The following is a 26,059-nucleotide window of genomic DNA, read 5'->3' as shown; positions in this document are numbered from 1 at the left end:
TCACGCGGGCGCCCCCTCACCCTGTGCGGGGGTCGTGGACGGGGCGGGGCCCGGCGCGGACGGCACGGACCGGCCGAGCTCGCCGCGCAGCAGTTCCCACAACTCGTCCTTGAGTGCGGTGAAACGGGGATCGGAGCGGACGTCACCGGTGCGGGGGCGGCCGAAGGGCGGGCGGCGTTCGGCGATGACCCGGCCGGGCCGTGCGGACATGACCAGGACCCGGTCGCCCAGGACGAGGGCCTCTTCGAGGCTGTGGGTGATGAACAGGGTGGTGGCGCTGGTGGTCCGGGTCAGGGCGAGGAGTTCGTCCTGCAGGAGGGTGCGCAGTTGCGCGTCGAGGGCGGCGAACGGCTCGTCCAGTAGCAGGATCTCCGGTTCGACGGCGAGGGCGCGCGCGATGGCCACCCGTTGCCGCATGCCGCCGGAGAGCGCGGCCGGGTAGGCGTCGGCGAAGTCGGCGAGTCCGAGCCGGGTCAGCCAGGCGGTGGCCCGCGCGTCGGCCTCCCTGCGGGGCGTGCGCTGGACATCGAGGCCGAAGCGGACGTTGGCCAGCACGGTCTTCCAGTCGTAGATGCCGTAGTCCTGGAAGATCATCGCGGCGGGGTGGGCGGCGTCGGTACGCAGTTCGAGTTCACCCGCGGAGGGGCGCAGCAGTCCGGCGGCGATGCGCAGCAGCGTGGACTTGCCGCAGCCGGAGGGGCCGACGACGCAGACGAACTCTCCCGCGGCCACCTCCAGGTCGAGCGGGCCCAGCGCGGCGAGCCTGCGGGGGCCCCGGCCGAAGTGGCGGGTGACGGCGCTGGCGCGGATTTTCGGCATGTGACTCCCCGTCCTGGGTGGGGAAGCGTACGGCCTCGACCGTGACGATATGACGGGCCGTCAGATACCGGCAAGAGTGCTGCGGCAAGCCGCTGCCGCGCGCCGGTGCGAGCCGGGGGCAGCGGGAAGGGCCCGCACCCTGACGGGGTGCGGGCCCTTCCGGGTGCGGCGCGGGCCGCAACGGTGCCGGGTGTCGGCGCGGTACTAGGCGTCGGCGCAGTTGGGGCAGATGCCGCGGTAGGTGACGGTGGCCTCGGCGACGGCGAAGCCGTACCGCTCGTTCGCCGGGAGGGCGGCCAGCGGGTCGCCCGTCGGGTGGACGTCGCGGATGGTGCCGCAGCGGGAACAGACCAGGTGCTGGTGCGAGTGGCGCGCGTTCGGGTCGTAGCGTTTCGCCCGTCCGTCGGTGCTCACTTCGAGTACCTCGCCGAGGGCGACCAGCTCACTGAGCGTGTTGTAGACGGTGGCACGCGCGATCTCCGGCAGGCGGTCCGCCGCACGGGCGTGGACCTCGTCCGCCGTGTAGTGCACATGGTCGCCGTCGAGTACCTCGGCGACGACTCGCCGCTGCGCGGTGAGCCGCCAGCCGCGGTCCCGGAGCCGTTCCAGCAGGTCACTCATGGCTCCAGACTAGCAGGGTCCGGTCCAGCAGCAGAACCCGTACGAGTTTCGCCTCCTTCTTGACTTAGACAAAGTCCAAGGTAGGGTGACGAGTGGTTGGCCCACAGGACAGATGTGAAGCACAGGAGGCGCACGTGACCGTGCAGGACGAGACGTCCGGACCCATGACGACGGAAGCCGGTGCTCCGGTCGCGGACAACCAGAACAGCCAGACCGCCGGTGTGGGCGGCCCGGTGCTCGTTCAGGACCAGCACCTGCTGGAGAAGCTCGCGCACTTCAACCGTGAGCGCATCCCCGAGCGGATCGTGCACGCCCGGGGCGCGGGCGCGTACGGCACGTTCACCGTCACCGCCGACGTGACGCCGTACACGCGGGCGAAGTTCCTCTCCGAGGTCGGCAAGGAGACCGAGGTCTTCGCGCGGTTCTCCACGGTGGCCGGCAACCTCGGTGCGGCGGACGCGGTGCGCGACCCCAGGGGTTTCGCGCTGAAGTTCTACACCGAGGAGGGCAACTACGACCTCGTCGGCAACAACACCCCGGTGTTCTTCGTCAAGGACGCCATCAAGTTCCCCGACTTCATCCACACCCAGAAGCGCGACCCCTACACCGGTTCCCAGGAGCCGGACAACGTGTGGGACTTCTGGGGTCTGTCGCCCGAGTCGACGCACCAGGTGACCTGGCTGCACGGCGACCGCGGCATCCCGGCCTCCTACCGGAACATGGACGGCTTCGGCTCCCACACCTTCCAGTGGAGCAACGAGGCGGGCGAGATCTTCTGGGTCAAGTACCACTTCAAGACCGACCAGGGCATCAAGAACCTGACGGCGGCCGAGGCCGAGGTGCTGGCCGGCAAGGACCCCGACAGCCACCAGCGCGACCTGCGCGAGGCCATCGAGCGCGGCGAGTACCCGAGCTGGACCGTCGGCGTGCAGATCATGCCCGCGGCGGAGGCGGCGAACTACCGCTTCAACCCGTTCGACCTCACCAAGGTGTGGCCGCACGCGGACTACCCGATCCACTGGTTCGGCAAGATGGAGCTCAACCGCAACCCGCGCAACATCTTCGCCGAGACCGAGCAGTCGATCTTCTCCCCGCACCACTTCGTGCCGGGCATCGGCCCCTCCCCGGACAAGATGCTCCAGGGCCGGCTGTTCGCCTACGGTGACGCCCACCGCTACCGCGTCGGCATCAACGCCGACCTGCTGCCGGTGAACGAGCCGAAGGCCGCCCAGGCCCGTACCCACGGCCGCGACGGCGTCATGTACGACGGCCGCCACGGCGGTGCGAAGAACTACGAGCCGAACAGCTTCGGCGGCCCGGCCGAGACCGGCCGCGCCCTGTGGGAGCCGCAGGGTGTCAGCGGCACCACCGAGGACCACCCGGCGCCCTCGCACGCCGAGGACGACGACTTCGTCCAGGCCGGGAACCTCTACCGCCTCATGTCGGAGGACGAGAAGCAGCGGCTGATCGACAACCTCGCGGGCGGCATCGCGGCCGTCTCCCGCGACGACATCGCCCAGCGTGCGATCGAGAACTTCCGCAGGGCGGACCCCGACTACGGCAAGCGGCTGGAGGCCGCGGTCCAGGCCCTGCGCGGCTGACCGACCGCTCGCCGTACGAGCCCGGAGGGACCGGACGCCATGGGGCTCCGGTCCCTCCGGTGCGTCGGGACGGCACCGCAGGGACCGGAGGGGTCGGAGCTCAGGCCGGACGGGTCAGGGAGTCAGTTGCCCGTCCCGGGCGCCGGGCACCGCGGGCGCCGGGTCGGACCAGCTGCGGACGATGTCGCGGACCGAGAGGACGCCGACCGGTTCGCGTGCGTCCAGCACGATCAGGTGGCGGAAGCCGCCACGGGTCATCGCGGCGGCCGCCTCCGTCAGCGTCCACTCGGGCGTCGCGAAGACGACGTCGGTGGTCGTGTGCGCCTGGGCCGTCTCCCGGTCGGGATCCTGTCCGGCGCCGAGGGAGTCGAGGATGTCGCGCTCGGTGAGGATGCCGAGGCCGCTGGTGTCGGGGTCGAGGACCACGGCCGCACCGACCCGGCGGGCCGACATCAGTTGTGCTGCCTGGCGCAGCGTGTGGGTGGGGCCGATGGTGAGGATGACGGTGCTCATGGCGTGTTGGACGTGACCGGGCATGAGGGGGCTACCTCCTTGGCGGAATGCTCCCCGGCGCGGCCGGTCCGCACCTTGAGAAGCGATTCACAAAGGCACAAGCGCGCTCATCTTCAGGGTCACATGTGAGGCAGGCCACAACAAGGAAGCGTGTACGGACCACCCGGAGGAGGGGCGGCCCCGGGCTCATGCCGTGCGGGGCCGGCCCGGGTCACGCCGTCAGGTAGTTCAGCAGCGTCTCGTGCAGCAGTCCGTTCGAGGCCGCCGCGCTGCCGCTGTGCGGACCGGGGTTGCCGTCGAGTCCGGTGAAGCTGCCGCCCGCCTCCTCGACGATGACCGCGGAGGCTGCCATGTCCCACAGCGACAGCTCCGGCTCGGCGCACATGTCCACCGCGCCCTCGGCCACCATCATGTACGGCCAGAAGTCGCCGTAGCCGCGGGTACGCCAGCAGTCGCGGGTCAGGTCCATGAAGCCGCCCAGCATCCCGCGCTCCTCCCAGCCGTGCAGCGAGGAGTAGGCGAACGAGGCGTCCGGCACCTCGGCGACCTTGGAGACCTCGATCCGGGTCGCCTTGGAGAGGCTGCGGCCGGTGTAGGCACCGGAGCCGAGCGCCGCCCACCAGCGCCGGTGCAGCGCCGGCGCGGAGACGACGCCGACGACCGGCCGGTCGCCGCCCTCGCCCATCTCCATCAGGGAGATGAGCGTCGCCCACACCGGCACGCCGCGCACGTAGTTCTTCGTCCCGTCGATGGGGTCGATCACCCAGCGGCGCGGGCCGTGTCCCTCGGTGCCGAACTCCTCGCCCAGCACCGCGTCCCGGGGGCGGGTGCGCTGGAGCGAACTGCGGATGAGCTGCTCGGCCGCCTTGTCGGCCTCGCTCACCGGCGTCATGTCCGGCTTGGTCTCGACCTTCAGGTCGAGAGCCTTGAACCGCTCCATGGTCGCGGCGTCGGCGGCGTCGGCCAGCACGTGGGCGAGACGCAGATCATCGTGATAGTCCAGCATGTCCGCACAGTATCCGGCGGGGTGATCCCGGGCCACAGGGCCATGCGCGTGCGCCGCGTATTGACACCTCATGGCGGTGCGTCAATTCTGTCCCGCACGCCGGGCTGTCGGGCTTCGGGTCGGTTGGTGCCGGTTTCGGGGTGGTTCCGGGCTGGGGGAGGCGACGATGCCTACTGCACGCGAGACCCTGCTGAACGCCGCCCATGTGGCGGTACGGGCGCGGCCCTGGACGGTCGTGCGGATGGTCGACGTCGCCGCCGCCGCGGGCGTCTCCCGGCAGACGCTCTACAACGAGTTCGGCAGCAAGGAAGGGCTGGGCGCGGCGCTGGTCAGCCACTTGGTCGAGGACTTCCTGGACGGTGCGGGCCGCGCGGTCACCGAGGCCCGCCGCGACGGCGCGGACCCCGCGGCGTGCTGTGCCGCCGCGGCGCACTGGGTGCTGCGTACCGCGCGCAGCGAGCCGATCGTGCACGCGGCGCTGACCGGCTGCTGGGGCTCGCGGATGCCGCTGCCGGCCCGCCCCCTGGCCCCGGCCACCGCCTCGTGGGCCGCCGGCCGCACCGTGCCGGGTGAACCGGAGCAGCTCGCCCGGGTGCTGTGCGACCGTGCGGTGCGGGGGCTGGAGCGGGCCGTGCGGCTCCCGGTCGGCCACCATCCCGTCCGCCGGGGTCCGGTGGCGGACGGCTCCACGTGCGGCGGCGGCCGCGACCGGCAGGAGCTGGCACACGCGTACGAGACGGGGTTACGGGTCGCCCTGTCCTATGTGGTGGCGCCCTGCGGCGGCCGGGACGACGAGGAGCCCTGCGGCCGGGTCGACCAGGTCGTACGGGCCATGCTGGCGCGGTGAGCGCACGGCGTCAGTGCGCGCTCCCGGACAGTTGGAGCCCCATCACGCCGACGATCACCAGCGTGATGGAGACCAGCTTGAGGGCCGAGACGACGTCGCCCATGAAGACCATGCCGTAGATCGCCGTACCCGCCGCACCGATGCCCGTCCACACCGCGTAGGCCGGGCCCACGTCCAGCCGCTTGAGGGAGAGGGTCAGCAGGCCGAAGCTGCCCAGCGCGAAGGCGCAGAAGGCGATGGTCGGCCACAGCTTGGTGAAGCCGTGCGAGAGCTTCAGACACACGGCGAAGCCCGTCTCCAGCAGCCCCGCGACCATCACCAGCAGCCACGCCATGTGCTCTTCCTCCCGTTGCGCCTCGGATGCGGTCCAGGTCAAGCGCAGGCAAACCAGTATGCCGCCGCGGCCGGACGGAAGCGATCAGTCCCCTTCGCGGCGTTCCCGTGTGGCCAGCAGGCGGCGCAGCGAGTGCAGCCGGGCCGGTTCCGCGTGCCCCTCGGCCACCCACGCGTCCAGCGCGCAGCCCGGCTCGTTGTGGCTGCACCCGCGCGGGCACCCGGCCGCCCCTTCCTCCAGGTCGGGGAAGGCGTGGATGACGCGCGAGAGCTGAATGTGGTTCAGTCCGAAGGAGCGCACCCCCGGGGTGTCGATGACCCAGCCGTTCTCGCCCGTGGTGGAGGGCGGCAGCGGCAGCGCCAGCGCGGAGGTGGTGGTGTGCCGGCCGCGCCCGGTGACGGCGTTGACATCACCGGTGGCCCGCTGCCGCTGCGGTACCAACGCGTTGACCAGCGTGGTCTTGCCCACTCCGCTGTGCCCCACGCAGACGGTGATCTGATCGCGCATCAGCTCGCGGACGGCCTCGACGCCGCCGGCTCCCTCGCCCGAGTCGTCGTCCCGGCCGGTGACCACGTAGCGCAGCCCCAGCGGCGCGTACGTCTCCAGCAGCGGACCGGCCGGGGCCAGATCGGACTTGGTCAGCACCAGCAGCGGCTCCAGGCCCGCGTCGAAGGCCGCCACCAGGCAGCGGTCGATCAGCCGTGGCCGCGGCTCGGGGTCGGCCAGCGCGGTGACGACGGCGAGCTGGTCGGCGTTGGCCACGACGACCCGCTCGTAGGGGTCGTTGTCGTCGGCCGTCCTGCGCAGCACCGAACTGCGCTCCTGGACGCGGACGATGCGCGCCAGCGTGTCCTTGGCCCCCGACAGGTCACCGACGACGGCCACCCGGTCACCCACCACCACGCCCTTGCGGCCCAGTTCGCGGGCCTTCATCGCGGTGATCGTCCGGCCCTCCACCAGGCAGGTGAGCCGGCCCCGGTCGACGGTCAGCACCAGCCCCTCGGCCGCGTCCTCGTGCTTGGGCCGGGTGTGGGTGCGCGGGCGGGTGCCCCGGCGGGAGGGTCGGACCCGGATGTCGTCCTCGTCGGTGTGCTTGCCGTAGCGGCGCATCGCGGCGAGCCCTCTCAGGCTCTCGCCCCGGCCGGTACGCCGAGCATGCCCGCCCACATGGCCGGGAAGTCCGGCAGGGTCTTGCCCGTGGTGGCGACGTTCTCCACCTCGACGCCCTCGATGGCCAGTCCGAGCACCGCGCCCGCGGTGGCCAGCCGGTGGTCGTCGTAGGTGTGGAAGACGCCGCCGTGCAGCGGGCGGGGGCGGATGCGCAGCCCGTCGGCGGTCTCGGTGACGTCGCCGCCCAGCCCGTTGATCTCCTTGACGAGCGCCGCCAGCCGGTCCGTCTCATGCAGCCGCAGGTGGCCCACCCCGCGCAGCACCGACTCGCTCTCCGCCAGTGCCGCGACGGCCGCGATGCCGGGGGTCAGCTCGCCCACCTCGCCCAGGTCGATGTCGATGCCCTGGACGCGGCCGCTGCCGGTCAGCGTCAGGCCCCGTTCGTCCAGCTCGCAGGAGCCGCCCATCGCCGTGAAGATCTCCCGCAGCGTGTCACCGGGCTGCGTGGTGCGCCGGGGCCAGTCAGGGACGGTGACCCGGCCGCCGGTGACCAGCGCCGCCGCCAGGAACGGCTGGGCGTTGGACAGGTCCGGCTCGATCGTCAGGTCGCGGCCCAGCAGCGCGCCGGGCCGCACCCGCCACACGTTCGCCGCCCCGCCGTCCTCGGGTGCGTCCACCTGGGCACCGGCGGCCCGCAGCATCTCCACCGTCATCCGGATGTGCGGCAGCGACGGCAGGGTGCGGCCCGTGTGCCGTACCTCGACGCCCTGGTTGAAGCCCGCGCCCGACAGCAGCAGCGCGCTGACGAACTGGCTGGAGGAGGAGGCGTCGATCTCCACGGTGCCGCCGGTCAGCGAACCGGCGCCGTGCACCGTGAGCGGCAGCGCGCCGCGCCCCTCGTCGTCCACCCGGGCGCCGAGCGCGCGCAGCGCGTCGATGACGCCGTGCAGGGGGCGCTCGTAGGAGCGCGGGTCCCCGTCGAACCGGACGGGCCCGTCGGCCAGCGTCGCCAGCGGCGGCAGGAAGCGCATCACGGTGCCCGCGTTGCCCACGTCCACCGTGGCCGGGCCCCGCAGCGGACCGGGCAGCACCCGCCAGGCCTCGCCCATGGCACCGGCGTCGTCCACCCCGGCGGTGGGGGACGCGGAGGCCGAGGAGACGGTCTCCTCGATCCCGACGCCCAGGGTCCGCAGCGCCCCGGCCATCAGCAGGGTGTCCCGGGAGCGCAGCGGCCGGCGCAGCCAGCCCGGCTCGGCGGACAGCGCCGCCAGCACCAGTGCCCGGTTGGTGACCGACTTCGACCCCGGCACGGTGACGGTCGCCTCGACGCGTCCCGGCGCGGTCGGCGCGGGCCAGAGTGCGGAGTCTGCGGGGCGTGCGTGCTGGTCGGTCATGGGGCAACTGTAATGGCTGGGGTACCGGCGGCCCCTGTCTCCCGGCCCTCTCCCGGCGGTGGGCTCACAGCTGTTCCAGCACCGGCGCCAGCAGCCAGCGTCCCCCGCCCGCCAGGCAGCACAGCGAGACCGCGTGGAAGAGGAACAGCCACATCGCTGCCGGGACGTGGGTGAGCCGCGAGAGCTGGTCCGCGTCCGAGTCCCCTGCCTGTCCGTACCGCCTCTTGCGTTGCAGCTCGAACGCCGGCCGTACCCCGCCGAGCAGCAGGAACCACACCACCGCGTAGGCGAAGGCCGCCTGCACCTCGGGGCCCGTCAGCCAGGAGACGAGGACGAAGGCGCCGCCCGCCACGACGACGGTCAGCACCCCGTAGGCGTTGCGGATCATCACCAGCATCGCCAGCAGCAGCACGGTGGCGCCCCACAGCAGTGCGGTGATGTGGTCGGCTGCCAGCAGCCAGGCGCCGCCCAGCCCCAGCAGCGGGGGAGCGGTGTACCCGGCGGCGGCGGTCAGCACCATGCCGATACCGGTCGGCTTGCCCCGCGAGACGGTCAGCCCCGAGGTGTCCGAGTGCAGCCGTATCCCGTCCAACTGCCGTCCCGAGAGGAGGGCTATCAGCCCGTGCCCGCCCTCGTGGGCGATGGTGACGGCGTTGCGCGAGATCCGCCACGCCCCGTGCGGCGCCACGGCGAGCAGCGCCACGACGGCGGTGGCGACCACCAGCCACTGTGCGGGGTCCGGCTGGCTGCCCACGACGCGGTCCCAGACATCCGTGATGCTCGCGTTGTCCATGTTCGCGGCGTTCTCCTCGTGTGACTCGTGTGTCTCGTACGACTCGGACAGCTTGCGCGAGCCGTGCGGTCCGCGGGCGGCCGTGCCCACCGGCCCGGGTGCGCTCCCGCGTGTCCCGGGCCCGGCGGCGCGGCTGCTCCGCGTCTGCTGTCCACGTCAACGCACGGCGGCGTGTCCGCGTGCCGTGGCAGTCTTGCAGGCATGTGCGGACGGTATGCAGCGAGCCGGGGGGCCGAGGACCTGGTCCCCCTGTTCGGCGTGGAGGAGTGGGACGTGCAGGAGGCGTTGGCGCCGGACTGGAACGTGGCGCCCACCAAGCAGGTCCACGCGGTGCTCGACCGGCCTCTCAAGGGCAGCGACGACCCGCGGCCGGTGCGGCAGCTGCGGCCGCTCAAGTGGGGCCTGGTGCCTGGCTGGGCAAAGTCGCCGGACATGGGCGTCAAGATGATCAACGCCCGGGCGGAGACGGTCCACGAGAAGCCCGCCTACCGCCGCCCCTTCGTGGCCCGGCGCTGCCTGCTGCCCGCCGACGGCTACTACGAGTGGGTCACCGCCGAGGGCGAGCTCAAGCTCGAACAGGAAGGCAGGCGCAAGCGCCCCCGCAAGCAGCCGTACTTCATCTCCCCGGCCGGTGACGGCGCCGGGGCGGAGCGGCCCGTGATGGCGATGGCCGGGCTCTACGAGTTCTGGCGTGACAAGACGCTGCCCGACGACCACCCGCAGGCCTGGTGGGCGACGTGCACCGTGCTCACCACAGCCGCGGAGACGGCCCCGCTGGCCAACGCGGACGAGCTCGCCGAGGGCGGACCCACCTCGCTGGCCGACATCCACCCGCGCATGCCGCTGATGCTCACCCCGGACCGCTGGGACGCCTGGCTCGACCCCGCCACCACCGACCGCGAGCAGCTCCGCGCGCTGCTCGCCCCGCCCCCGCCCGGCCTGATGCGGGCCCACCCGGTCTCCACCGACGTCAGCAACGTCCGCAACAACGGCCCGCACCTGCTCAAGGAGCTGCCCGCCCCGGAAGAGGAGACGCTCTTCTGATGAACGGACCGGTGGTCGGCCGGACGGTTGGGGTAGTCGGACGGCCGGTATGCGGATCGCCCACTGGGAGGATGCCTCTCATGAACGCGCACACGAACAGGGACCAGGCGCACCCGGGCGGCAGCGCGGGGCGGGCCGAGACGGTCGCCACGCCCGTCGGTGAGGCCCGCATCACCTGGCACGACGCGAAGAAGGCCCACACCGTGCTGGCGCTCGGGCACGGCGCGGGCGGCGGGATCGAGGCCCGGGACCTTCAGGCGCTGGCCGCCGCGCTGCCCGCCGAGGGCGTGAGCGTGGCGCTGGTGGAGCAGCCGTGGCGGGTGGCGGGCAAGAAGGTGGCCCCCGCGCCCCGCACCCTGGACGCCGCCTGGAGCGCGCTGTGGCCCGCGCTCGTGCTGCCGGGGCTGCCGGTGATCGCGGGCGGTCGCAGTGCGGGGGCCCGGGTGGCCTGCCGTACGGCGGGTGAGCTGGGCGCCCGGGCGGTGCTCGCCCTCTCCTTCCCGCTGCACCCGCCGGGCAAGCCGGAGAAGTCCCGCGCGCAGGAGCTGACCGGGGTCGAGCTGCCGCTGCTGGTCGTCCAGGGCGGACGGGACCCGTTCGGGCGACCGGAGGAGTTCCCCGCCGGGACCGGTCTCGTCGAGGTCCCGTACGGCGATCACGGTTTCGCGCTGCCGAAGTCGGCGGCGGTGACGGAGGAGGAGGCCATGGGCGTGATCACCGGCGCCGTCGCCCGCTGGGTGGGCGGCACCGCCGGCTGACGCCCTCCGGCCTCCCCACAGGCGGGTCGGGTGTCGGGGGACGGCGCCCGCCTCGGGAAGCGGACCGAAGCGGAACGAAGCGGACCGAAGCACCCTGTCACTCCTGCCGAAGGAGAAACGTACGGGCGGCCGGGAATGACCGGCGGGGCGTCGTGGTTGCACGCAGTGTCCGGATACGGAAGGTCCGGATGCGGAAGCCGAACCGAGGCCGCGGCGCAGCACCTGCGTACCGGGGCCGCCACCCAAGGCGAAAGGAAGCCGCGAGGATGGGTTCTGTCGTTTGCCCCCAGCGTCCGCGGGCCGCTGACCTGGACTGGGCCACCCTGGCGCTGGCCGCGGGGACGACGGTTCGAGCGGCGGACGGCATGGATCGTCGTCTATTCTCCGAATCGGGCGGGTCCTCCTTCGGGCTCGCCTCGACATCGGAGGAGGTGGGTCCGGTCGCCGGGACCGAAGGCAGCTCGAACGCGCGGCCAGGGAATCAGGAGTCGGAGACGGCACAGGAGCGCAGCGCACGCTTCGAGCGTGACGCGCTCGCCTTTCTCGACCAGATGTACTCGGCCGCGCTGCGCATGACGCGCAACCCGGCCGACGCCGAGGACCTGGTGCAGGAGACCTACGCGAAGGCGTACGCGTCCTTCCATCAGTTCCGCGAGGGCACCAACCTCAAGGCGTGGCTGTACCGCATCCTGACCAACACGTTCATCAACTCCTACCGCAAGAAGCAGCGCGAGCCGCAGCGCAGCGCGGCGGAGGAGATCGAGGACTGGCAGCTGGCGCGGGCCGAGTCGCACATGTCCACCGGGCTGCGCTCGGCGGAGGCGCAGGCGCTCGACCACCTGCCCGACTCGGATGTCAAAGAAGCGCTCCAGGCCATTCCGGAGGAGTTCCGGATCGCCGTCTACCTCGCCGATGTAGAGGGCTTTGCGTACAAGGAGATCGCCGACATCATGGGGACACCCATCGGCACGGTGATGTCCCGTCTGCACCGCGGTCGGCGTCAGCTTCGGGAGATGCTGGAGGGCTACGCGCAAGAGCGCGGCCTGGCCCCGGCGGGTGCCGCGGCGGACGGGTCGCACGACCGGAAAGGCTCGGGCTCATGAGTTGCGGAGAGCCGCACGAGACGGATTGCGCCGAGGTCCTCGACCACCTCTACGAGTACCTCGACCGGGAGATGCCCGAAGGCGACTGCGAGAAGTTCAAGGAGCACTTCGACGAGTGCAACCCCTGCTTCGAGAAGTACGGCATCGAGCGCGAGGTCAAGAAGCTCGTCAAGCGCTGCTGCGGGCACGACGACGTCCCTTCCGACCTGCGGGAGAAGGTGATGGGCCGGATCGAGGTGATCCGGCAGGGCCAGGCCCCCGCGGAGCCGCAGGCCCCCGCGGAGTCGCGAACGGAGACGGAAGGCGGACCGGGCGCCGACGCCACCCTGGGCGCGGACGCCACCGAGGGCAGGAACCCGGCCTGACCGCTCGACTGCCCCGCTGCTTGACCGCGTGGCCGGCCGACGACCTGACGGCCAGGTCGGTCACGGGCGGTCACAGCGTGCGCAACCGTGCCCGCACTTCCTTTCCCTCTCCCCCCTCCGGGTGAGCTGCGCGCTTCTCGTACGGGGGAACCCCTCCCCGTAACGGCAACCGGCCCCTGCGCAGCCCTCCTATTCTCCCCGCCATGGACGAGGCGGTCAGGGGGTTCGCGCGGCCCGCGAGCGGGCGGTTCCGGAGGCGTGCGGCGACGAGGGCAACGAGCGCGGAGCCGACAGCGGCACGGCGCGGGGGAACGTTCGTGCTGGCGTGCGCGCTGGCCGTCCCCGCCGTGATCCTGCTGTGGCGCAGCCCCCACGGCCCCTGCGCCGCCCTGCTGGTCCTGGGGCCTTTGCACCTGGCGTGGTGGGGGCTGCGGCAGTGCCGTCCCGAACACACCGCCCGGCAGACGGCAATGAGCGCGCTGGCCCAGGCCGTCCACATCAAGGACCACTACACGCGCGGCCACGGCGAGCGGGTCGGCCTCGCGGCGGCCCTCATCGCGCGCGAGCTCGGCTGGGACGCGGAACGCACCGAGACGCTGCGCTGCGCCGGCGTACTGCACGACGTCGGCAAACTCGGCGTCCCAGGAAGGCTGTTGCGCAAGGAGGGCCCGCTCACGCCGCAGGAGCGCCGCGTCATCGAGCGGCACCCCGAGCACGGGGCCGAGATCCTGCGCGGCCTCGACTTCCTGGGCGAGGCGCGGGCCGCGGTGCTGCACCACCACGAGCGCATGGACGGCCGCGGCTACCCGCACGGCCTGGCCGGGGAACAGATCCCCGAGGTCGCACGCGTGGTGGCCGTCGCCGACGCCTTCGACGCGATGACCTCCACCCGCTGCTACCGCAGGGGCCGCCCGGTGTCCGCGGCCGTGGCGGAGCTCGAACGCTGCGCGGGCACCCAGTTCGACCCCCGCATGGTCGCCGCCCTCGCCCGGGCACTGGCCCGGCACGGCTGGCCGTACGCGACGGCGGCCGAACCGTACGCGACAGCGGCGCCCGGCGGCACGCAGGCGCTGCCCGGCCTGTCCGGGGCGCCCCGCGCACAGGGCGGGGCGCCGGCGCCGGACGTAGCGGCGAGGGGCGGCGTGGCCGTATGACGCACTCCGCCGTCGCACGCCTGCTGCCCTGGGGCCGCGCCCGGTCGGGCCCCACCGGGTCGGACCCCGCGGGGACGCACCCCGCCGGATCGGACCCCGCGCGAGCGCGCTTTGACCGGACACGGCCCGCACGGTCGCAACCCCTACGGGCCGGCCTGCGAAAGACGGTGTCCGCGCCGCAAGTGCTCCTCGCACCTGCACGGCGGGCGCTCGGCCGGGCGGTAGGGCAGCGGCGGTTGGCCGCGCGCCTGGTCGCTGCCGTGTACGCGGCCGCCGCGGTGCTGGCGGTCGCCGCGCTGTGCGTCACCCTCTGGCACGGCCTGGTCCGCCCCGGGGCCGCCCTGGCGTTCGGACTGGTCGTCGTGGTGGGGGAGTTGGCGCGGGTACGCCTGCCGGAGACGGGAACCGACCCCGCCACGCGGACCACCGGGCTCGTCTCCGGGGCCGGGGCGCTCGGTTACGCCCTCCTCGGCGCGGCGGACGGGGCCTCCGGCGGCCACGGTGCGGCGCAGGCCGTCGCGGTGGCGCTGGTGGGCTCGCTCGTCGGACTGCTCCCGCACGTGGCGCTCGGTCAGGCGCCGCCGCCGCACGCCGCGGGCCGCCTCACTCTCGGTGTCGGGCTCGCCGCCGTCTGCTGCGAATTGCTCACGGCCGACGGCCCGTTGGGGCGGCCTCCGGAGCCCGGCGCGCCGCTCACCCTGTGCCTGCTGGCCGTTGCGCTGCTCGCCGGGTGCGTCGACGCCTTCCTCGCCACCGCGACAGCCGCCGCAGCCCGCCTCCCCTCGCCGACGCCGCTGCCCGCAGTCGGGGATACGGCCGCCCGGCCGTACGGGCCGCTGCTGCCCGACCAGTTGCGCGCCCGGCTGGTCACCGTGCCGGCCGTCGCCGCAACGGGGGTGCTGCTGGCCCTGGCCGTAGCCGCGGTGGGGCTCTGGGCGCTCCCGGTGTGCTGCGCGCCGCTGCTGCTGACCCAGGCCGTGCTCCGCCGCCGCGCCCCCGTACGGGCGACCCGGCGCTCCACCCTCACTTCGCTGGCGCGGGCGCCCGAGGTGGCCGGGTGCAGCCCGCACGGGCACGCACGCCGAGTGGCGGACCTGAGCCGGGCGGTGGGCCGCGAGCTGGGGCTGACCAAGGGGGAGCTCACCGAGGTGGAGTACGCGGCCCTCGCGCACGACGTGGGGCGGCTCGCGCTGACCGATCCGGCACCCGGCGGCGCCGCGACGGCCCCGGAGCCCGGCAGCCCGCGGGGGCTCGCCCTGCTGGGTGGGGCCGTGGTCCGCCAGACCGGGGTGCGCTGGCGGGTGGCCTCGGCGGTGGAGGCCCAGGCGGACCCGTACCGCGAACAGTCCCTCACCGCCCGCATCGTGCGCACCGTCACCGCCTACGACGCCCTGCGCACGGCCTGCCGCGGCGGCGCGGCACCCGGCTGTTCCAGGACCGCCACCGGTACCCGCAGCGAGCGCGCCGACCCGTGCGGATGCGTACTGCGGCGACTGCGCACGGCCACCGGGCGTGACCACGAACCACGCGTCGTGGACGCCCTGTCACGCGTCGTGTCCCGCTCCGCGGACCTCTGACGCACGGGTAATGAGCGGGCACCCGAGCGGGCATGGTTGGATGCGAAGGGGGAACCGCGACAGGCGTGGAGGCGCGCGCCGGTGGCGGACCCGCCGAGGGCGGCGAGCCGCCGGACGGCCGCCGGGCCACGCAACAGGCGGTACGGCGGGGCTCCGGCAGGAGCGGCCCGGACGGCGGGAAGAGCGGTGGGAACAGCGCGAAACAGCAGGAATGCAGCGGGAACGGCGGGAACGGGAAACGGCGGGAACACTGTGAGGATCTTCAGCAAGGTGCGGCACCGGCCCTCCGCCTCATGGCGGCAGGCGACGGACCGCGCGTTCACGCTCATCGGCGACGGCCGGTACGAGGACGCGGGTGCCCTGCTCACCCGCGCCGCCGACCTGGAGCCGTGGCTCTCGGAGTCCTGGTTCAACCTGGCGCTGCTGTACAAGTTCCGGCACGACTGGGAGCAGGCCAGGACCGCGGGCCTGCGCGCCGTCGCCCTGCTCGACCGGCAGTCCGGTGCGCCCGACTGGTGGAACGTGGGCATCGCGGCCACCGCCTTGCAGGACTGGCCGCTGGCCCGCCGCGCCTGGCAGGCCTACGGGCTGCACGTACCCGGTCAGCCGCAGACCGCCGCGGCCGGGGAGGAACCCAGCGGCATGCAGCTGGGCAGCGCCGCCGTGCGGCTCTCCCCCGAGGGCGAGGCGGAAGTCGTGTGGGGGCGGCGCGTCGACCCCGCCCGGATGGAGGTGCAGAGCATTCCGCTGCCCTCCTCGGGGCGCCGCTGGGGCGAGGTCGTCCTGCACGACGGCGTGCCGCACGGTGAGCGCTCCACCACCGCGGGGCCGTCCTACCCGGTCTTCGACGAGATCGAGCTGTGGGCCCCCTCGCCGGTGCCCACCTGGGTGGTCCTGCTGGAGGCCGCCACGGAGAGCGACCGGGACGCGCTGGAGCGGCTGGCGGCCGACGCCGGGTTCGCCGCCGAGGACTGGTCGTCGTCCGTCCGGCTGCTGTGCCGGGCCTGCTCGGAGAGCGCCATGCCCGCCGACGAGGGCGACGGCACCGCGCATCTGGACCCGCACGACCACAGTTCACCCGGCCACCCCGGCCCGCTCGGCCACATGACGCAGGGCGGCCCCGGCGAGCTGTGGGTGCCCGAGCGCGAGTGCGGACTGGCGGCCCCCGCCGCGCTGGTGCGCGGCCTGCTGGACGGCTGGGTCGCGGACAGCCCCGACACCCGTGAGTGGCGGGATCTGGAGGAGGTCTGCTGAGCACCGTCGCGGCGCCCCGTACTCTGTAGGGCGAGCATTTCGCGGTGCTCACCGGACTCAGCTCTCACAGGGACGCAGGAAGGCGTAACGACGGCATGGCGCAGCAGCAGGAAACCAAGGCCGGCTCGGCCGGTGTCGCCGAGGGCGGGTTCGTCGACGACGTGACGGACGCGGCGGCCCGCGAGGAGGCGCACACCGCTCGCGGTACGGCCCGCCCCATCACCGTCGTCGGCAACCCGGTGCTGCACCGGACCTGCCAGGAGGTGACCGAGTTCGGCGAGGAGCTGGCCGCGCTGGTGGACGACATGTTCGCCAGCCAGCGGGCCGCCGAGGGTGTGGGCATCGCCGCCAACCAGATCGGTGTGGACGCCAGGGTCTTCGTCTACGACTGCCACGACGACGAGGGTGTACGCCACGTCGGTGTCGTCTGCAACCCGGTGCTCGACCAGCTCCCCGTCGAGCGGCGCGTCCTGGACGACGGCAGCGAGGGCTGCCTGTCGGTGCCGGGCGCCTACCATCCACTGGCCCGCACCGACTACGCCGTGGTGCGCGGCCAGGACGCCCAGGGCAGGCCGATCGCCGTGCAGGGCACCGGCTACTTCGCCCGCTGCCTCCAGCACGAGACCGACCACCTCGACGGGTACCTGTACATCGACCGGCTCTCCAAGCGGGAGCGCAAGGACGTGCTGCGGCAGATGGCCGAGAGCACGCCCCGCTACGAGACGGTCCCGAACCCGTAGCCGCGGACCGGGTGGGGCCTGGGCCACCTGGCCCCACCCGGCGTTCTCGGGGTGCCGCGGCTCGTCCGCGGCCGTGCCGGCCGTCTGCGGCCGGCCGGATCAGAAGTCGTCGTCCAGCGACACCGAACCCTCGACGGCGACCTGGTAGGCGGACGGGCGGCGCTCGAAGAAGTTGGTCAGCTCCTGGACGTTCTGCAGCTCCATGAAGGAGAACGGGTTGGTGGCCCCGTAGCGTTCGGGGAAGCCCAGCCGGCGCAGCCGCTGGTCGGCGACGGCCTGCAGGTACGCGCGCATGGAAGCGGTGTTCATGCCGGGCAGCCCCTCGCCGCACAAATCGCGGGCGAACTGGAGCTCCGCCTCGACGGCTTCGTCCAGCATGGCCACCACCTCCTTCTCCAGCTCGGCGTCGAACAGCTCGGGCTCCTCCTGGCGCACGGTGTCCACCACGTCGAAGGCGAAGGACATGTGCATGGACTCGTCGCGGAAGACCCAGTTGGTGCCGGTGGCCAGCCCGTGCAGCAGGCCGCGGGAGCGGAACCAGTAGACGTAGGCGAACGCGCCGTAGAAGAAGAGCCCTTCGATGCAGGCGGCGAAGCAGATCAGGTTGAGCAGGAAGCGGCGCCGGTCGGCCGCGCTGCCCAACTGGTCGAGGTGTTCGACCGAATCCATCCACCGGAAGCAGAACTGCGCCTTCTCCCGGATGGAGGGGATGTTCTCCACCGCGGCGAACGCCTGAGCCCGCTCGTCGTGGTCGGGCAGGTAGGTGTCCAGCAGGGTCAGATAGAACTGGACGTGCACGGCCTCCTCGAACAGCTGCCGCGACAGATACAGCCGGGCCTCGGGGGAGTTGATGTGCTTGTAGAGGGTGAGCACGAGGTTGTTGGCGACGATCGAGTCGCCGGTCGCGAAGAACGCCACCAGCCGCCCGATCATGTGCTGCTCCCCGGGGGAGAGCTTGGCCAGGTCGGCGACGTCGGAGTGGAGGTCGACCTCCTCCACGGTCCAGGTGTTCTTGATGGCGTCCCGGTAGCGCTCGTAGAAGTGCGGGTAGCGCATGGGCCGCAGGGTCAGCTCGAAGCCCGGGTCGAGCAGGCTGGGCGTCGTGGTCGATGTGGGTGCCGTGGACATTACTGGCAGGCCTCGCAGGACTCGGGGTTCTCCAGGGAGCAGGCGACGGCTTCACCGGCCGTCGGCGGGGTGGGCGCGGGAACGGCACCGGCGGTGGCCGCTCCCGCCGCCTGCGCGATCCGCGTGGCGGGGCGCGAGCGCAGGTAGTAGGTCGTCTTGATGCCGCGCTTCCAGGCGTACGCGTACATCGAGCTGAGCTTCCCGATGGTGGGCGCGGACTGGAACAGGTTCAGCGACTGGCTCTGGTCCAGGTAGGGGGTGCGGGCGGCGGCCATGTCGATGAGGGCGCGCTGCGGAATCTCCCACGCGGTGCGGTAGAGCGCACGGACCCGGGCGGGCACCCCCGGCAGCTCCTGCACCGAGCCGTTGGCCTCGCGCAGCGCTTCGCGGGTCCGCGCGTTCCACAGCCCGTGCTGCTTGAGCTCGGCCACCAGATACGCGTTGACCTGGAGGAACTCCCCGCTGAGCGTCTCGCGTTTGAAGAGGTTGGAGACCTGCGGCTCGATGCACTCGTACACCCCGGCGATGGCGGCGATGGTGGCGGTCGGTGCGATGGCCAGCAGCAGCGCGTTGCGCATCCCGGTGCGGGCGAGGCGGGTACGCAGCGCCTCCCACCGGTGCGGCCAGGCGCGGCCCTCGCTCGCCTGCGGGTAGTGGTCGGGGTGCAGGACGCCGCGTGCGGTGCGGGTCAGCTCCCAGGCGGGCAGCGGGCCGTGCCGTTCGGCCAGCTCGGCGGAGGTCTCGTACGCCGCGAGCATGATCCGCTCGGCGATACGGGTGGACACCTCGCGGGCCTCCTCGGAGTCGAACGGCAGCCCGAGGCGGAAGAAGACGTCCTGGAGCCCCATCACGCCGAGACCGACCGGCCGCCAGCGGGAGTTGGAGCTCGCGGCCTGCTCGGTGGGGTAGAAGTTGATGTCCACCACGCGGTCCAGGAAGGTCACCGCCGTGCGGACCGTGGCGTCCAGCCGTTCCCAGTCCATCCGGCCGTCCTCGCCCAGGTGCGCGGCCAGGTTGACGGAGCCCAGGTTGCACACGGCGGTCTCGCCGTCGTCGGAGACCTCCAGGATCTCCGTGCACAGATTCGAGGAGTGCACGACGTGTCCGGGCGCGCCGGTCTGGTTGGCGGTGCGGTTGGAGGTGTCCTTGAAGGTCATCCAGCCGTTGCCGGTCTGCGCGAGGGTGCGCATCATCGCCCCGTACAGCTGGCGGGCGGGCACCTGCTTGACGGCGCGGCCCTCTGCCTCCGCGGCCCGGTAGGCGGCGTCGAACTCCGCGCCCCACAGGTCGACCAGCCCGGGCACGTCCGAGGGGGAGAACAGCGACCAGTCGGCGTCGGCCTCGACGCGCCGCATGAACTCGTCGGGGATCCAGTGCGCGAGGTTCAGATTGTGGGTGCGGCGCGCATCCTCGCCGGTGTTGTCGCGCAGTTCGAGGAACTCCTCGATGTCCGCGTGCCAGGTCTCCAGGTAGACGCAGGCGGCCCCCTTGCGCCGGCCGCCCTGGTTGACCGCGGCGACCGAGGAGTCCAGGGTCCGCAGGAAGGGCACGATGCCGCCGGAGTGTCCGTTGGTGCCGCGGATCAGTGCGCCGCGGGAGCGGATGCGGGAGAAGGGCAGACCGATTCCGCCCGCGTGCTTGGACAGGCGGGCCACCTGGTGGTAACGCTCGTAGATCGAGTCCAGCTCGTCCCTGGGGGAGTCCAGCAGGTAGCAGGAGGACATCTGGGGGTGGCGGGTGCCGGAGTTGAACAGGGTGGGCGAGGAGGGCAGGTAGGCCAGCGAGCTGAGCAGCCGGTAGAACGCGGTGACCTCGGCGAGGGCCTCGGCCGACTCGTCCGCCGCCAGACCGCAGGCCACCCGCAGGAAGAAGTGCTGCGGCGTCTCGACGACCTGCCGCGTGGTGGGATGCCGCAGCAGGTAGCGGGAGTGCACGGTGCGCAGCCCGAAGTAGCCGAACCTGTCGTCGGCACCCTCCGCGACGGCCTCCTCGACCAGGGCGTCGAGCGCGGCGGCGTGCGCCTGCACGAAGGCGTGGGTGCGCTCGGCGATCAGCCCCTCGGCGTGGCCGAGGGCCGAAGACGCCGAGAAGCTGGTGGCACCGGCGGCCGCCGTCTCGTCACGGATCGCGAGGGTCAACAGCCGGGCCGCGAGCGCCGAGTAGGACGGCTCCTCGCTGATGAGACCCGCGGCGGCCTCGACGGCCAGCGTGCGCAGGTCGGCCGCTGTGGCCGCCGGGGCACGCCCGCGCAGCGCCGCCGCGAGCACGGGGGCCGGGTCCGCGTCGGGGAGGCCCGCGGCCAGCGCCGTGAGGGTTTCGCTCAGGGCGGCGGCGGGGCCGTCCGCCGCGTCCGTGGCGGGGTCCGGGCCGGAGCCTGGAGGGGTCCGCTCCTGACTGGGTGACGGGGCGGTGGGGGCGATGGTCACGCGATGCTCTCCCTCGCTGCTCGTGCTCGCGGCGGGGCACGGCGTGGGGGAGCGGGCAGGACAGGCCCTCCGCGCTCCGTCCGCCGGCCCAGTCCACGAGACCCGGACGTGTCGATGCCGGCGCCGGCAGGTGATCGGACTCGCGGGCAGCACCGAGCTGCTCCGCACACCGTTGCGGGACAGTCCCGGATTCGCACCGGGTTCCCCTGCGTCAGTGGCGACGGCCGTGAGGGAGCATACATGTTGTGGCCCCCTGGCTGTGACCCCCCATATCTTGTGTCTTGTTCGGTGCGGTGTGTCGGTGTGGCGCCGTCACAGCGCCAGGGTGTAGGCCCACAGGGGGACGTCCTCGACCGGGCACCAGTCCCGCTCGGGCGTCCGTACGAAACCGAGCCGCTCGTAGAGCCGGTGCGCCGCGAACATGTGCCGCTGGGTGGAGAGCACCAGCCCGCGCAGGCCCAGGGCGCGGGCCCGCTCCACGCAGGCGGTCACCAGCGCCTCGCCCACTCCGCGCCCCCGCGCGCCCTGGCGCACGGCGAGCATCCGGAACTCGCCCTCGCCCTCGGCCGCGCGCTCCGCGTACGGCCCGCCGGCGCCGACGAAGGTGACCGTGCCGAGCACCGTTCCCCGCCCGTCCTCGGCCACCAGCAGCTCCGCCTGGGCGGCGCGGGAGGCGGCGTCGCGCAGGGTCGTCAGATACGGATCGTCCTCGCCGAAGTCCAACAGCCCGCCGTCCAGGTAGGCGCGGGCGACCAACTCTCCGGTCTCGGCGTACTCGTCGGGCCGGGCGGCCCGGATGGTGAGGTCCATGCCGCCATCATGGCCCGTGACACCGACACCCGCCCCCGTGCAGAACGGGAGCGGGTGTCAGGGCGGTTCCGGCCGCGCCGGAAGCGCGGCTGCGGCCTCAGTGCGCGGCGGTGGCCTCCACCTGGGGGTCCTCGCCGGTGTCCGGCCCCTTGCCGGTGGAGACCGTCGGTGCCGGGTCCTTCGCCGGGGCGGTACCGGGCTGCGGGGCGTCGGCCGTGTAGTCCTCCGGCCGGGTCTCGTCGATGCCTGCGGGCGCCTTGAGGGCCCGGAGCACCAGCGTGCCGACCACGGTCACGGCCACGTTCGCCACGAATGCCGTCACGCCGATGTAGCCGGTCTCCCCGATGCCGGGGATGACGTCGTTGCTGCCGCCGAAGTGCTTCTGGGCGGGGCTGGCGACGCCGTACGCGGCGACCGTGCCGTAGACCATGCCGACGGCCCAGCCGGCCAGCAGCGCCCAGCGGTGGAACCAGCGGGTGAACAGGCCGCCGACCAGCGCGGGGAAGGTTTGCAGGATCCAGATGCCGCCCAGCAGCTGGAAGTTGATGGCCACGGTCTTGTCCATGCCCAGGACGAAGACGAGGGCGCCGACCTTGACCAGCAGGGAGACGAGCTTGGAGACCTTGGTCTCCTGTTCGGGCGTGGCGTTCGGCTTGAGGAAGTCCTTGTAGATGTTGCGGGTGAACAGGTTGGCCGCCGCGATGGACATGATGGCGGCCGGCACCAGGGCGCCGATACCGATGGCGGCGAAGGCGACGCCGGTGAACCAGTCGGGGAACATGTCCTCGAAAAGCTGCGGAATGGCGAGTTGGCCGTTGTCCACCTTGACGCCGGCGGCGATCGCCATGAATCCGAGCAGTGCCAGCAGCCCCAGCATCAGCGAATACAGCGGCAGAATGGTGGTGTTGCGCCGGATGACGTTCCGGTTCTTGCCGGAGAGCGTCGCCGTGATCGAGTGCGGATACATGAACAGGGCGAGCGCGGAGCCGAAGGCGAGGGTGGCGTACGCCCACTGCGACTTGTCACCGCTGACGATCTCGCCGCGGGGTTGTCCGGTTGCCGGGTTCTTCTGGGAGAGGGCGTCGCCCGCCTTGGCGAAGATGTCGTCGAAGCCGCCGAGTTTGATCGGGATGTAGACGATGGCGACGGCGATGACCAGGTAGATGAGTGCGTCCTTGACGAACGCGATCAGCGCCGGGGCGCGTAGCCCGGAGGAGTAGGTGTAGGCGGCCAGGACGCCGAAGGCGATCAGCAGCGGCAGGTCCTTGATGAACCAGTTGGTGGATTCCGTACCGCCGATGCCCATCACGTCCAGCACCGCCTGGATGCCCACCAGTTGCAGCGCGATGTAGGGCATCGTCGCCAGGATGCCGGTCACCGCGACGGCGAGCGAGAGGCCCCGCGAGCCGAACCGGCCGCGCACGAAATCGGACGTGGTCACATATCCGTGCCGGTGCGAGACCGACCAGAGGCGGGGCAGGAAGGTGAAGATCAGCGGGTAGACGAGAATGGTGTACGGCACCGCGAAGAATCCCGAGGCGCCGGCCGCGTAGATGGCCGCCGGAACGGCCACGAAGGTATAGGCGGTGTACAGGTCGCCGCCGAGCAGGAACCAGGTGATCCAGGTACCGAAACTGCGGCCGCCCAGCCCCCATTCGTCCAGGCTGTTCTCGTTCGCCGCTTTCCGCCACCGGGCGGCGCGGAAACCCATCACGGTGACGAGGACGAAGAAGAAGATGAAGACGGCGAGTGCGATGCCGTTGACGTCCTTCATCGGGCCTCACCGCTTTCCGCCGCGGCGGCCTCGGCGACGGTGCCGGCGGCCACGGCACGCCGCGCGGCCGCCTGTTCCCGGCGCACGATGCGGTAGGCGATCGACGTGAGCACGGCGGAGACCAGCACCCACAGCATCTGGTACCAGTAGAAGAACGGGACACCGATCAGCGTCGGCTCGACACGGGCGTAGGAGCCCACCCACAGGATGCCGACGAACGGCGCGAACAGGCACAGGCCCGCCACGACGCGTGCCGGGGTGATGACCGGGCGTCTTTTCCCGGCCGTCGGGGGTGGTGCGGACATGTGCGTGCTCCGTCCTCGTTCGGATGTATCCGTGGATCATGCAAGGTGCACGCAACTTAAAGGAGGGCTTTGATCCACGTCACGGCCCGTCCGTATAGCGGACACGACAGTCCGCGGACTCCCGGCAGGACTCAGCAGCAGCGGAACCCCTCGCGGGGGTCGCCCTCGCGCGCGTCCGTACGGTGCCGCTCGAACTCCCGGCGGCCCGGCACCGGGGCGTGCGGCCCCTGGTGCAGCTGTACGTGGGCGACGTACCGCTCGTAGGCGCTCTCGCCCGTCAGCTCGCGCACGTACCAGCGCACCCATCGCCCGGCCCGCAGCACGGACTTCACCTGCCGTCTCCCGCGGAGCCGGGCGGCTGGTCCGCCTCGTCCGGTCCGGCCCCGCGCGGTCCGGCCGCGGCCAGTGCCGCCTGCTCGGCCTTCTCCGCCCTGGTGGGAAGGAGACCGGCGGGCGCCACCAGCCGGGAGGCCACGTACGGCGCCTCGTGCAGTACAGCGCCGCCCGGGTCGCGTACCGCCTTGAGGCAGGTGCGGCCTGCGTCCACGAGGACGATCACGACCAGCAGCGCGAACAGGGCGGAAAGCACGCCGTCCACGGTGGAGTTGGTGACGACGGTGTGCATGTCGTCCATGGTCTTGGCGGGCGCGATGACCTTGCCCGCCTCGATGGCGTCCTGGTAGTCGGAGCGCTGCTGGAAGAAGCCGACCTTCGGGTCGCTGGAGAAGACCTTCTGCCAGCTCGCCGTCAGCGTCACCACCGTGTCCCACGCCAGCGGTACCGCCGTCACCCAGGCCCACTTCAGCCGTCCGGACTTGACCAGGAGCGTGGTGCAGACCGCCAGGGCGACGGCCGCCAGCAGTTGGTTGGCGATGCCGAAGAGGGGGAAGAGCTGGTTGATCCCACCGAGCGGCTCGTGCACGCCGACCCACAGGAAGTAGCCCCACAGTCCGACGACCACGGCACTGCAGACCAGCAGCCCCGGCCACCAACTGACGCGCCGGAAGGGCTTGTACACGTTGCCCAGCATGTCCTGGAGCATGAACCGGCCCACCCGGGTGCCGGCGTCCAGCGCGGTGAGGATGAACAGCGCCTCGAACATGATCGCGAAGTGGTACCAGAACGCCTTCATGCCCGAGCCGCCCACGACCTGCGAGAAGATGTCCGAGACCCCGATGGCGAGCGTCGGCGCCCCGCCCGTACGGGAGAGCAGCGAGGACTCCTCCACCGCCTTCGCGGCGGCTGCCAGTTGATCCGGGCTGATGCTGTACCCGAACGAGCGCACCGCCTCGGAGGCGGACTGCACCGAGTCGCCGACCACGCCGGCCGGTGCGTTCATCGCGAAGTAGAGCCCCGGATCGATGATGCAGGCGGCGACCATCGCCATGATCGCCACGAACGACTCCATCAGCATGGAGCCGTACCCGATCATCCGTACCTGGGTCTCCTTCTGGATCATCTTCGGCGTGGTGCCCGAGGAGATCAGCGCGTGGAACCCGGACAGGGCGCCGCAGGCGATGGTGATGAACACGAACGGGAAGAGGGACCCGGCGAACACGGGCCCGTCGCCGACCCCGGCGAAGTCGGTGACCCCCTCCATCTTCAGCGTCGGCAGCGCCACCACGACGCCGACGGCCAGCAGCCCGATGGTGCCGATCTTCATGAACGTCGAAAGGTAGTCGCGCGGGGCCAGCAGCATCCAGACCGGCAGGATGGAGGCGACGAGGCTGTAGCCGAGGATCCACAGGACCAGGGTCGGCTTGTCCAGGGTGAAGGCGCCCGCCCACGAGGACTCGGCCACCCACCGCCCGGCGACCAGCGCGAGCAGCAGCAGCGCGATGCCGATGAGGGAGACCTCGGTGATCCGTCCGGGCCGCAGCACCCGCAGATAGAAGCCCATGAACAGAGCGATCGGAACGGTCATGCCGATCGAGAAGGTGCCCCACGGCGATTCGGCGAGCGCGTTCACGACGACGAGCGCCAGCACCGCCAGCAGAATGATCATGATGGCGAAGACCGCGAGCAGCGCCGCAGCCCCGCCGACCGGGCCGATCTCCTCCCGCGCCATCTGCCCCAGCGACTTGCCGTCCCGGCGCATCGAGAAGAACAGCGTCACCATGTCCTGCACGGCACCGGCCAGGATGACGCCCGCGACGATCCATATGGTGCCCGGCAGATACCCCATCTGGGCCGCCAGCACCGGGCCGACCAGCGGTCCCGCCCCGGCGATGGCCGCGAAGTGGTGGCCCAGCAGCACCCGTCGGTCGGTGGGGTGGAAGTCGATGCCGTTGTCCAGCCGTTCGGCGGGTGTGGCCCGGTTCCCGTCCACACGCAGCACGCGGCGGGCGAGGAAGCGCGCATAGAAGCGGTAGCCGATGGCGTACGAGCCGAGTGCGGCGGCCACCATCCAGGCGGCCGACACCTCCTCGCCGCGGGCGAGCGCGAGCATCGCCCAGCCCGCCGCGCCGACCAGCGCGACGAGCGCCCACCCGGCCACCGGTCGCCAGCCGGGACCCCCGGCGGACCGAGCGGTGCCGGGCGCGGACCGGCCAGTGTCCTGCTGGGCAGAGTTGCGCACGCGCG

24 protein-coding genes, 1 pseudogene and 1 riboswitch are annotated in these 26,059 nt (G+C 72.4%); of the genes and pseudogenes, 10 read left to right on the top strand and 15 right to left on the bottom strand.

The window, feature by feature from the left end:
• Positions 1–819: an ABC transporter ATP-binding protein gene (locus H297_RS34045; protein WP_037792501.1), complete on the bottom strand. Its 819-nt coding sequence runs from the start codon at positions 817–819 to the stop codon at positions 1–3.
• 204 nt (positions 820–1,023) lie between these two features.
• The gene (locus H297_RS0102315) at positions 1,024–1,440 is read right to left on the bottom strand and encodes a Fur family transcriptional regulator (RefSeq protein WP_027735733.1); all 417 of its coding nucleotides are present in this window, start codon (positions 1,438–1,440) and stop codon (positions 1,024–1,026) included.
• 164 nt (positions 1,441–1,604) lie between these two features.
• Between H297_RS0102315 and H297_RS0102310 the strand changes: the two genes are divergently transcribed.
• On the top strand, positions 1,605–3,041 hold the full coding sequence (locus H297_RS0102310; protein WP_051351496.1) for a catalase: 1,437 nt from the start codon (positions 1,605–1,607) through the stop codon (positions 3,039–3,041).
• A 114-nt stretch (positions 3,042–3,155) separates the two neighbouring features.
• Here H297_RS0102310 and H297_RS0102305 read toward each other — a convergent pair whose 3' ends face one another.
• The gene (locus H297_RS0102305) at positions 3,156–3,578 is read right to left on the bottom strand and encodes a CBS domain-containing protein (protein WP_027735731.1); all 423 of its coding nucleotides are present in this window, start codon (positions 3,576–3,578) and stop codon (positions 3,156–3,158) included.
• Positions 3,579–3,765: 187 nt separating this feature from the next.
• Entirely contained in the window at positions 3,766–4,560 is a 795-nt protein-coding gene (hisN, locus tag H297_RS0102300; protein ID WP_027735730.1) for a histidinol-phosphatase, read from the bottom strand.
• 166 nt (positions 4,561–4,726) lie between these two features.
• On the opposite strand from hisN, the gene H297_RS0102295 reads away from it, so the two are divergent.
• Positions 4,727–5,407, top strand: coding sequence for a TetR/AcrR family transcriptional regulator (locus H297_RS0102295; protein WP_027735729.1), 681 nt, complete (start codon positions 4,727–4,729; stop codon positions 5,405–5,407).
• Between the two features lie 10 nt (positions 5,408–5,417).
• Here H297_RS0102295 and H297_RS0102290 read toward each other — a convergent pair whose 3' ends face one another.
• The 4 genes from H297_RS0102290 to H297_RS0102275 all read right to left on the bottom strand — a co-directional run bounded on the left by H297_RS0102290 (position 5,418) and on the right by H297_RS0102275 (position 9,038).
• Positions 5,418–5,741 carry a DMT family transporter gene (locus H297_RS0102290; RefSeq protein ID WP_027735728.1) on the bottom strand — a complete coding sequence of 108 codons (324 nt, stop codon included), beginning with the start codon at positions 5,739–5,741 and terminating at the stop codon, positions 5,418–5,420.
• Positions 5,742–5,825: 84 nt separating this feature from the next.
• Positions 5,826–6,851 carry a ribosome small subunit-dependent GTPase A gene (gene rsgA, locus H297_RS0102285; protein ID WP_027735727.1) on the bottom strand — a complete coding sequence of 342 codons (1,026 nt, stop codon included), beginning with the start codon at positions 6,849–6,851 and terminating at the stop codon, positions 5,826–5,828.
• A gap of 14 nt (positions 6,852–6,865) precedes the next feature.
• Entirely contained in the window at positions 6,866–8,245 is a 1,380-nt protein-coding gene (gene aroA, locus H297_RS0102280; protein ID WP_027735726.1) for a 3-phosphoshikimate 1-carboxyvinyltransferase, read from the bottom strand.
• A gap of 64 nt (positions 8,246–8,309) precedes the next feature.
• On the bottom strand, positions 8,310–9,038 hold the full coding sequence (locus H297_RS0102275; protein WP_027735725.1) for a M50 family metallopeptidase: 729 nt from the start codon (positions 9,036–9,038) through the stop codon (positions 8,310–8,312).
• A gap of 201 nt (positions 9,039–9,239) precedes the next feature.
• Between H297_RS0102275 and H297_RS0102270 the strand changes: the two genes are divergently transcribed.
• The 8 genes and pseudogenes from H297_RS0102270 to def all read left to right on the top strand — a co-directional run bounded on the left by H297_RS0102270 (position 9,240) and on the right by def (position 17,033).
• The gene (locus tag H297_RS0102270; protein ID WP_027735724.1) at positions 9,240–10,082 is read left to right on the top strand and encodes an SOS response-associated peptidase; all 843 of its coding nucleotides are present in this window, start codon (positions 9,240–9,242) and stop codon (positions 10,080–10,082) included.
• A gap of 80 nt (positions 10,083–10,162) precedes the next feature.
• Positions 10,163–10,840, top strand: a complete 678-nt coding sequence (locus H297_RS0102265) for an alpha/beta family hydrolase (protein ID WP_027735723.1) — start codon at positions 10,163–10,165, stop codon at positions 10,838–10,840.
• A 431-nt stretch (positions 10,841–11,271) separates the two neighbouring features.
• On the top strand, positions 11,272–11,943 hold the full coding sequence (locus H297_RS0102260) for a sigma-70 family RNA polymerase sigma factor (RefSeq protein WP_027735722.1): 672 nt from the start codon (positions 11,272–11,274) through the stop codon (positions 11,941–11,943).
• Positions 11,940–12,308 (top strand): mycothiol system anti-sigma-R factor, encoded by a 369-nt coding sequence (gene rsrA / locus H297_RS0102255; RefSeq protein WP_027735721.1) that lies wholly within the window; start codon positions 11,940–11,942, stop codon positions 12,306–12,308. The genes H297_RS0102260 and rsrA overlap by 4 nt, the downstream gene beginning before the upstream one ends.
• A gap of 353 nt (positions 12,309–12,661) precedes the next feature.
• Positions 12,662–13,462, top strand: a pseudogene (locus tag H297_RS34040) (HD-GYP domain-containing protein); the annotation flags it as partial.
• 236 nt (positions 13,463–13,698) lie between these two features.
• Entirely contained in the window at positions 13,699–15,039 is a 1,341-nt protein-coding gene (locus H297_RS0102245; RefSeq protein WP_027735720.1) for an HD domain-containing protein, read from the top strand.
• Positions 15,040–15,291: 252 nt separating this feature from the next.
• Positions 15,292–16,293 (top strand): tetratricopeptide repeat protein, encoded by a 1,002-nt coding sequence (locus H297_RS0102240; RefSeq protein ID WP_027735719.1) that lies wholly within the window; start codon positions 15,292–15,294, stop codon positions 16,291–16,293.
• Between the two features lie 95 nt (positions 16,294–16,388).
• Positions 16,389–17,033, top strand: a complete 645-nt coding sequence (gene def / locus H297_RS0102235) for a peptide deformylase (RefSeq protein ID WP_027735718.1) — start codon at positions 16,389–16,391, stop codon at positions 17,031–17,033.
• A gap of 99 nt (positions 17,034–17,132) precedes the next feature.
• Here the strand turns inward: def and H297_RS0102230 are convergent, their stop codons facing one another.
• The 7 genes from H297_RS0102230 to H297_RS34030 form a co-directional block, all read right to left on the bottom strand.
• Positions 17,133–18,161 carry a ribonucleotide-diphosphate reductase subunit beta gene (locus H297_RS0102230; protein WP_027735717.1) on the bottom strand — a complete coding sequence of 343 codons (1,029 nt, stop codon included), beginning with the start codon at positions 18,159–18,161 and terminating at the stop codon, positions 17,133–17,135.
• Entirely contained in the window at positions 18,161–20,587 is a 2,427-nt protein-coding gene (locus H297_RS0102225) for a ribonucleoside-diphosphate reductase subunit alpha (protein WP_027735716.1), read from the bottom strand. Before H297_RS0102225 ends, H297_RS0102230 begins: the two co-directional genes overlap by 1 nt.
• A gap of 108 nt (positions 20,588–20,695) precedes the next feature.
• Positions 20,696–20,832: riboswitch (cobalamin riboswitch) on the bottom strand.
• A gap of 67 nt (positions 20,833–20,899) precedes the next feature.
• Positions 20,900–21,397 carry a GNAT family N-acetyltransferase gene (locus H297_RS0102220; RefSeq protein ID WP_027735715.1) on the bottom strand — a complete coding sequence of 166 codons (498 nt, stop codon included), beginning with the start codon at positions 21,395–21,397 and terminating at the stop codon, positions 20,900–20,902.
• A 97-nt stretch (positions 21,398–21,494) separates the two neighbouring features.
• Positions 21,495–23,171: a monocarboxylate uptake permease MctP gene (gene mctP, locus H297_RS34035; RefSeq protein WP_486589374.1), complete on the bottom strand. Its 1,677-nt coding sequence runs from the start codon at positions 23,169–23,171 to the stop codon at positions 21,495–21,497.
• Positions 23,168–23,476 (bottom strand): DUF3311 domain-containing protein, encoded by a 309-nt coding sequence (locus H297_RS0102210; protein WP_027735714.1) that lies wholly within the window; start codon positions 23,474–23,476, stop codon positions 23,168–23,170. The genes mctP and H297_RS0102210 overlap by 4 nt, the downstream gene beginning before the upstream one ends.
• A 131-nt stretch (positions 23,477–23,607) precedes the next feature.
• On the bottom strand, positions 23,608–23,808 hold the full coding sequence (locus tag H297_RS0102205) for a YbdD/YjiX family protein (RefSeq protein WP_027735713.1): 201 nt from the start codon (positions 23,806–23,808) through the stop codon (positions 23,608–23,610).
• A complete protein-coding gene (locus H297_RS34030) occupies positions 23,805–25,925 on the bottom strand; it encodes a carbon starvation CstA family protein (protein ID WP_051351494.1) in 2,121 nt (706 codons plus the stop codon). Before H297_RS34030 ends, H297_RS0102205 begins: the two co-directional genes overlap by 4 nt.
• Positions 25,926–26,059 lie beyond the last annotated feature (134 nt).

The sequence above is a fragment of the Streptomyces sp. CNT360 genome (assembly GCF_000424785.1).
The sequence above is the reverse complement of the archived record's forward strand: the minus strand, read 5'-3'. Positions and strand labels throughout refer to the sequence as shown.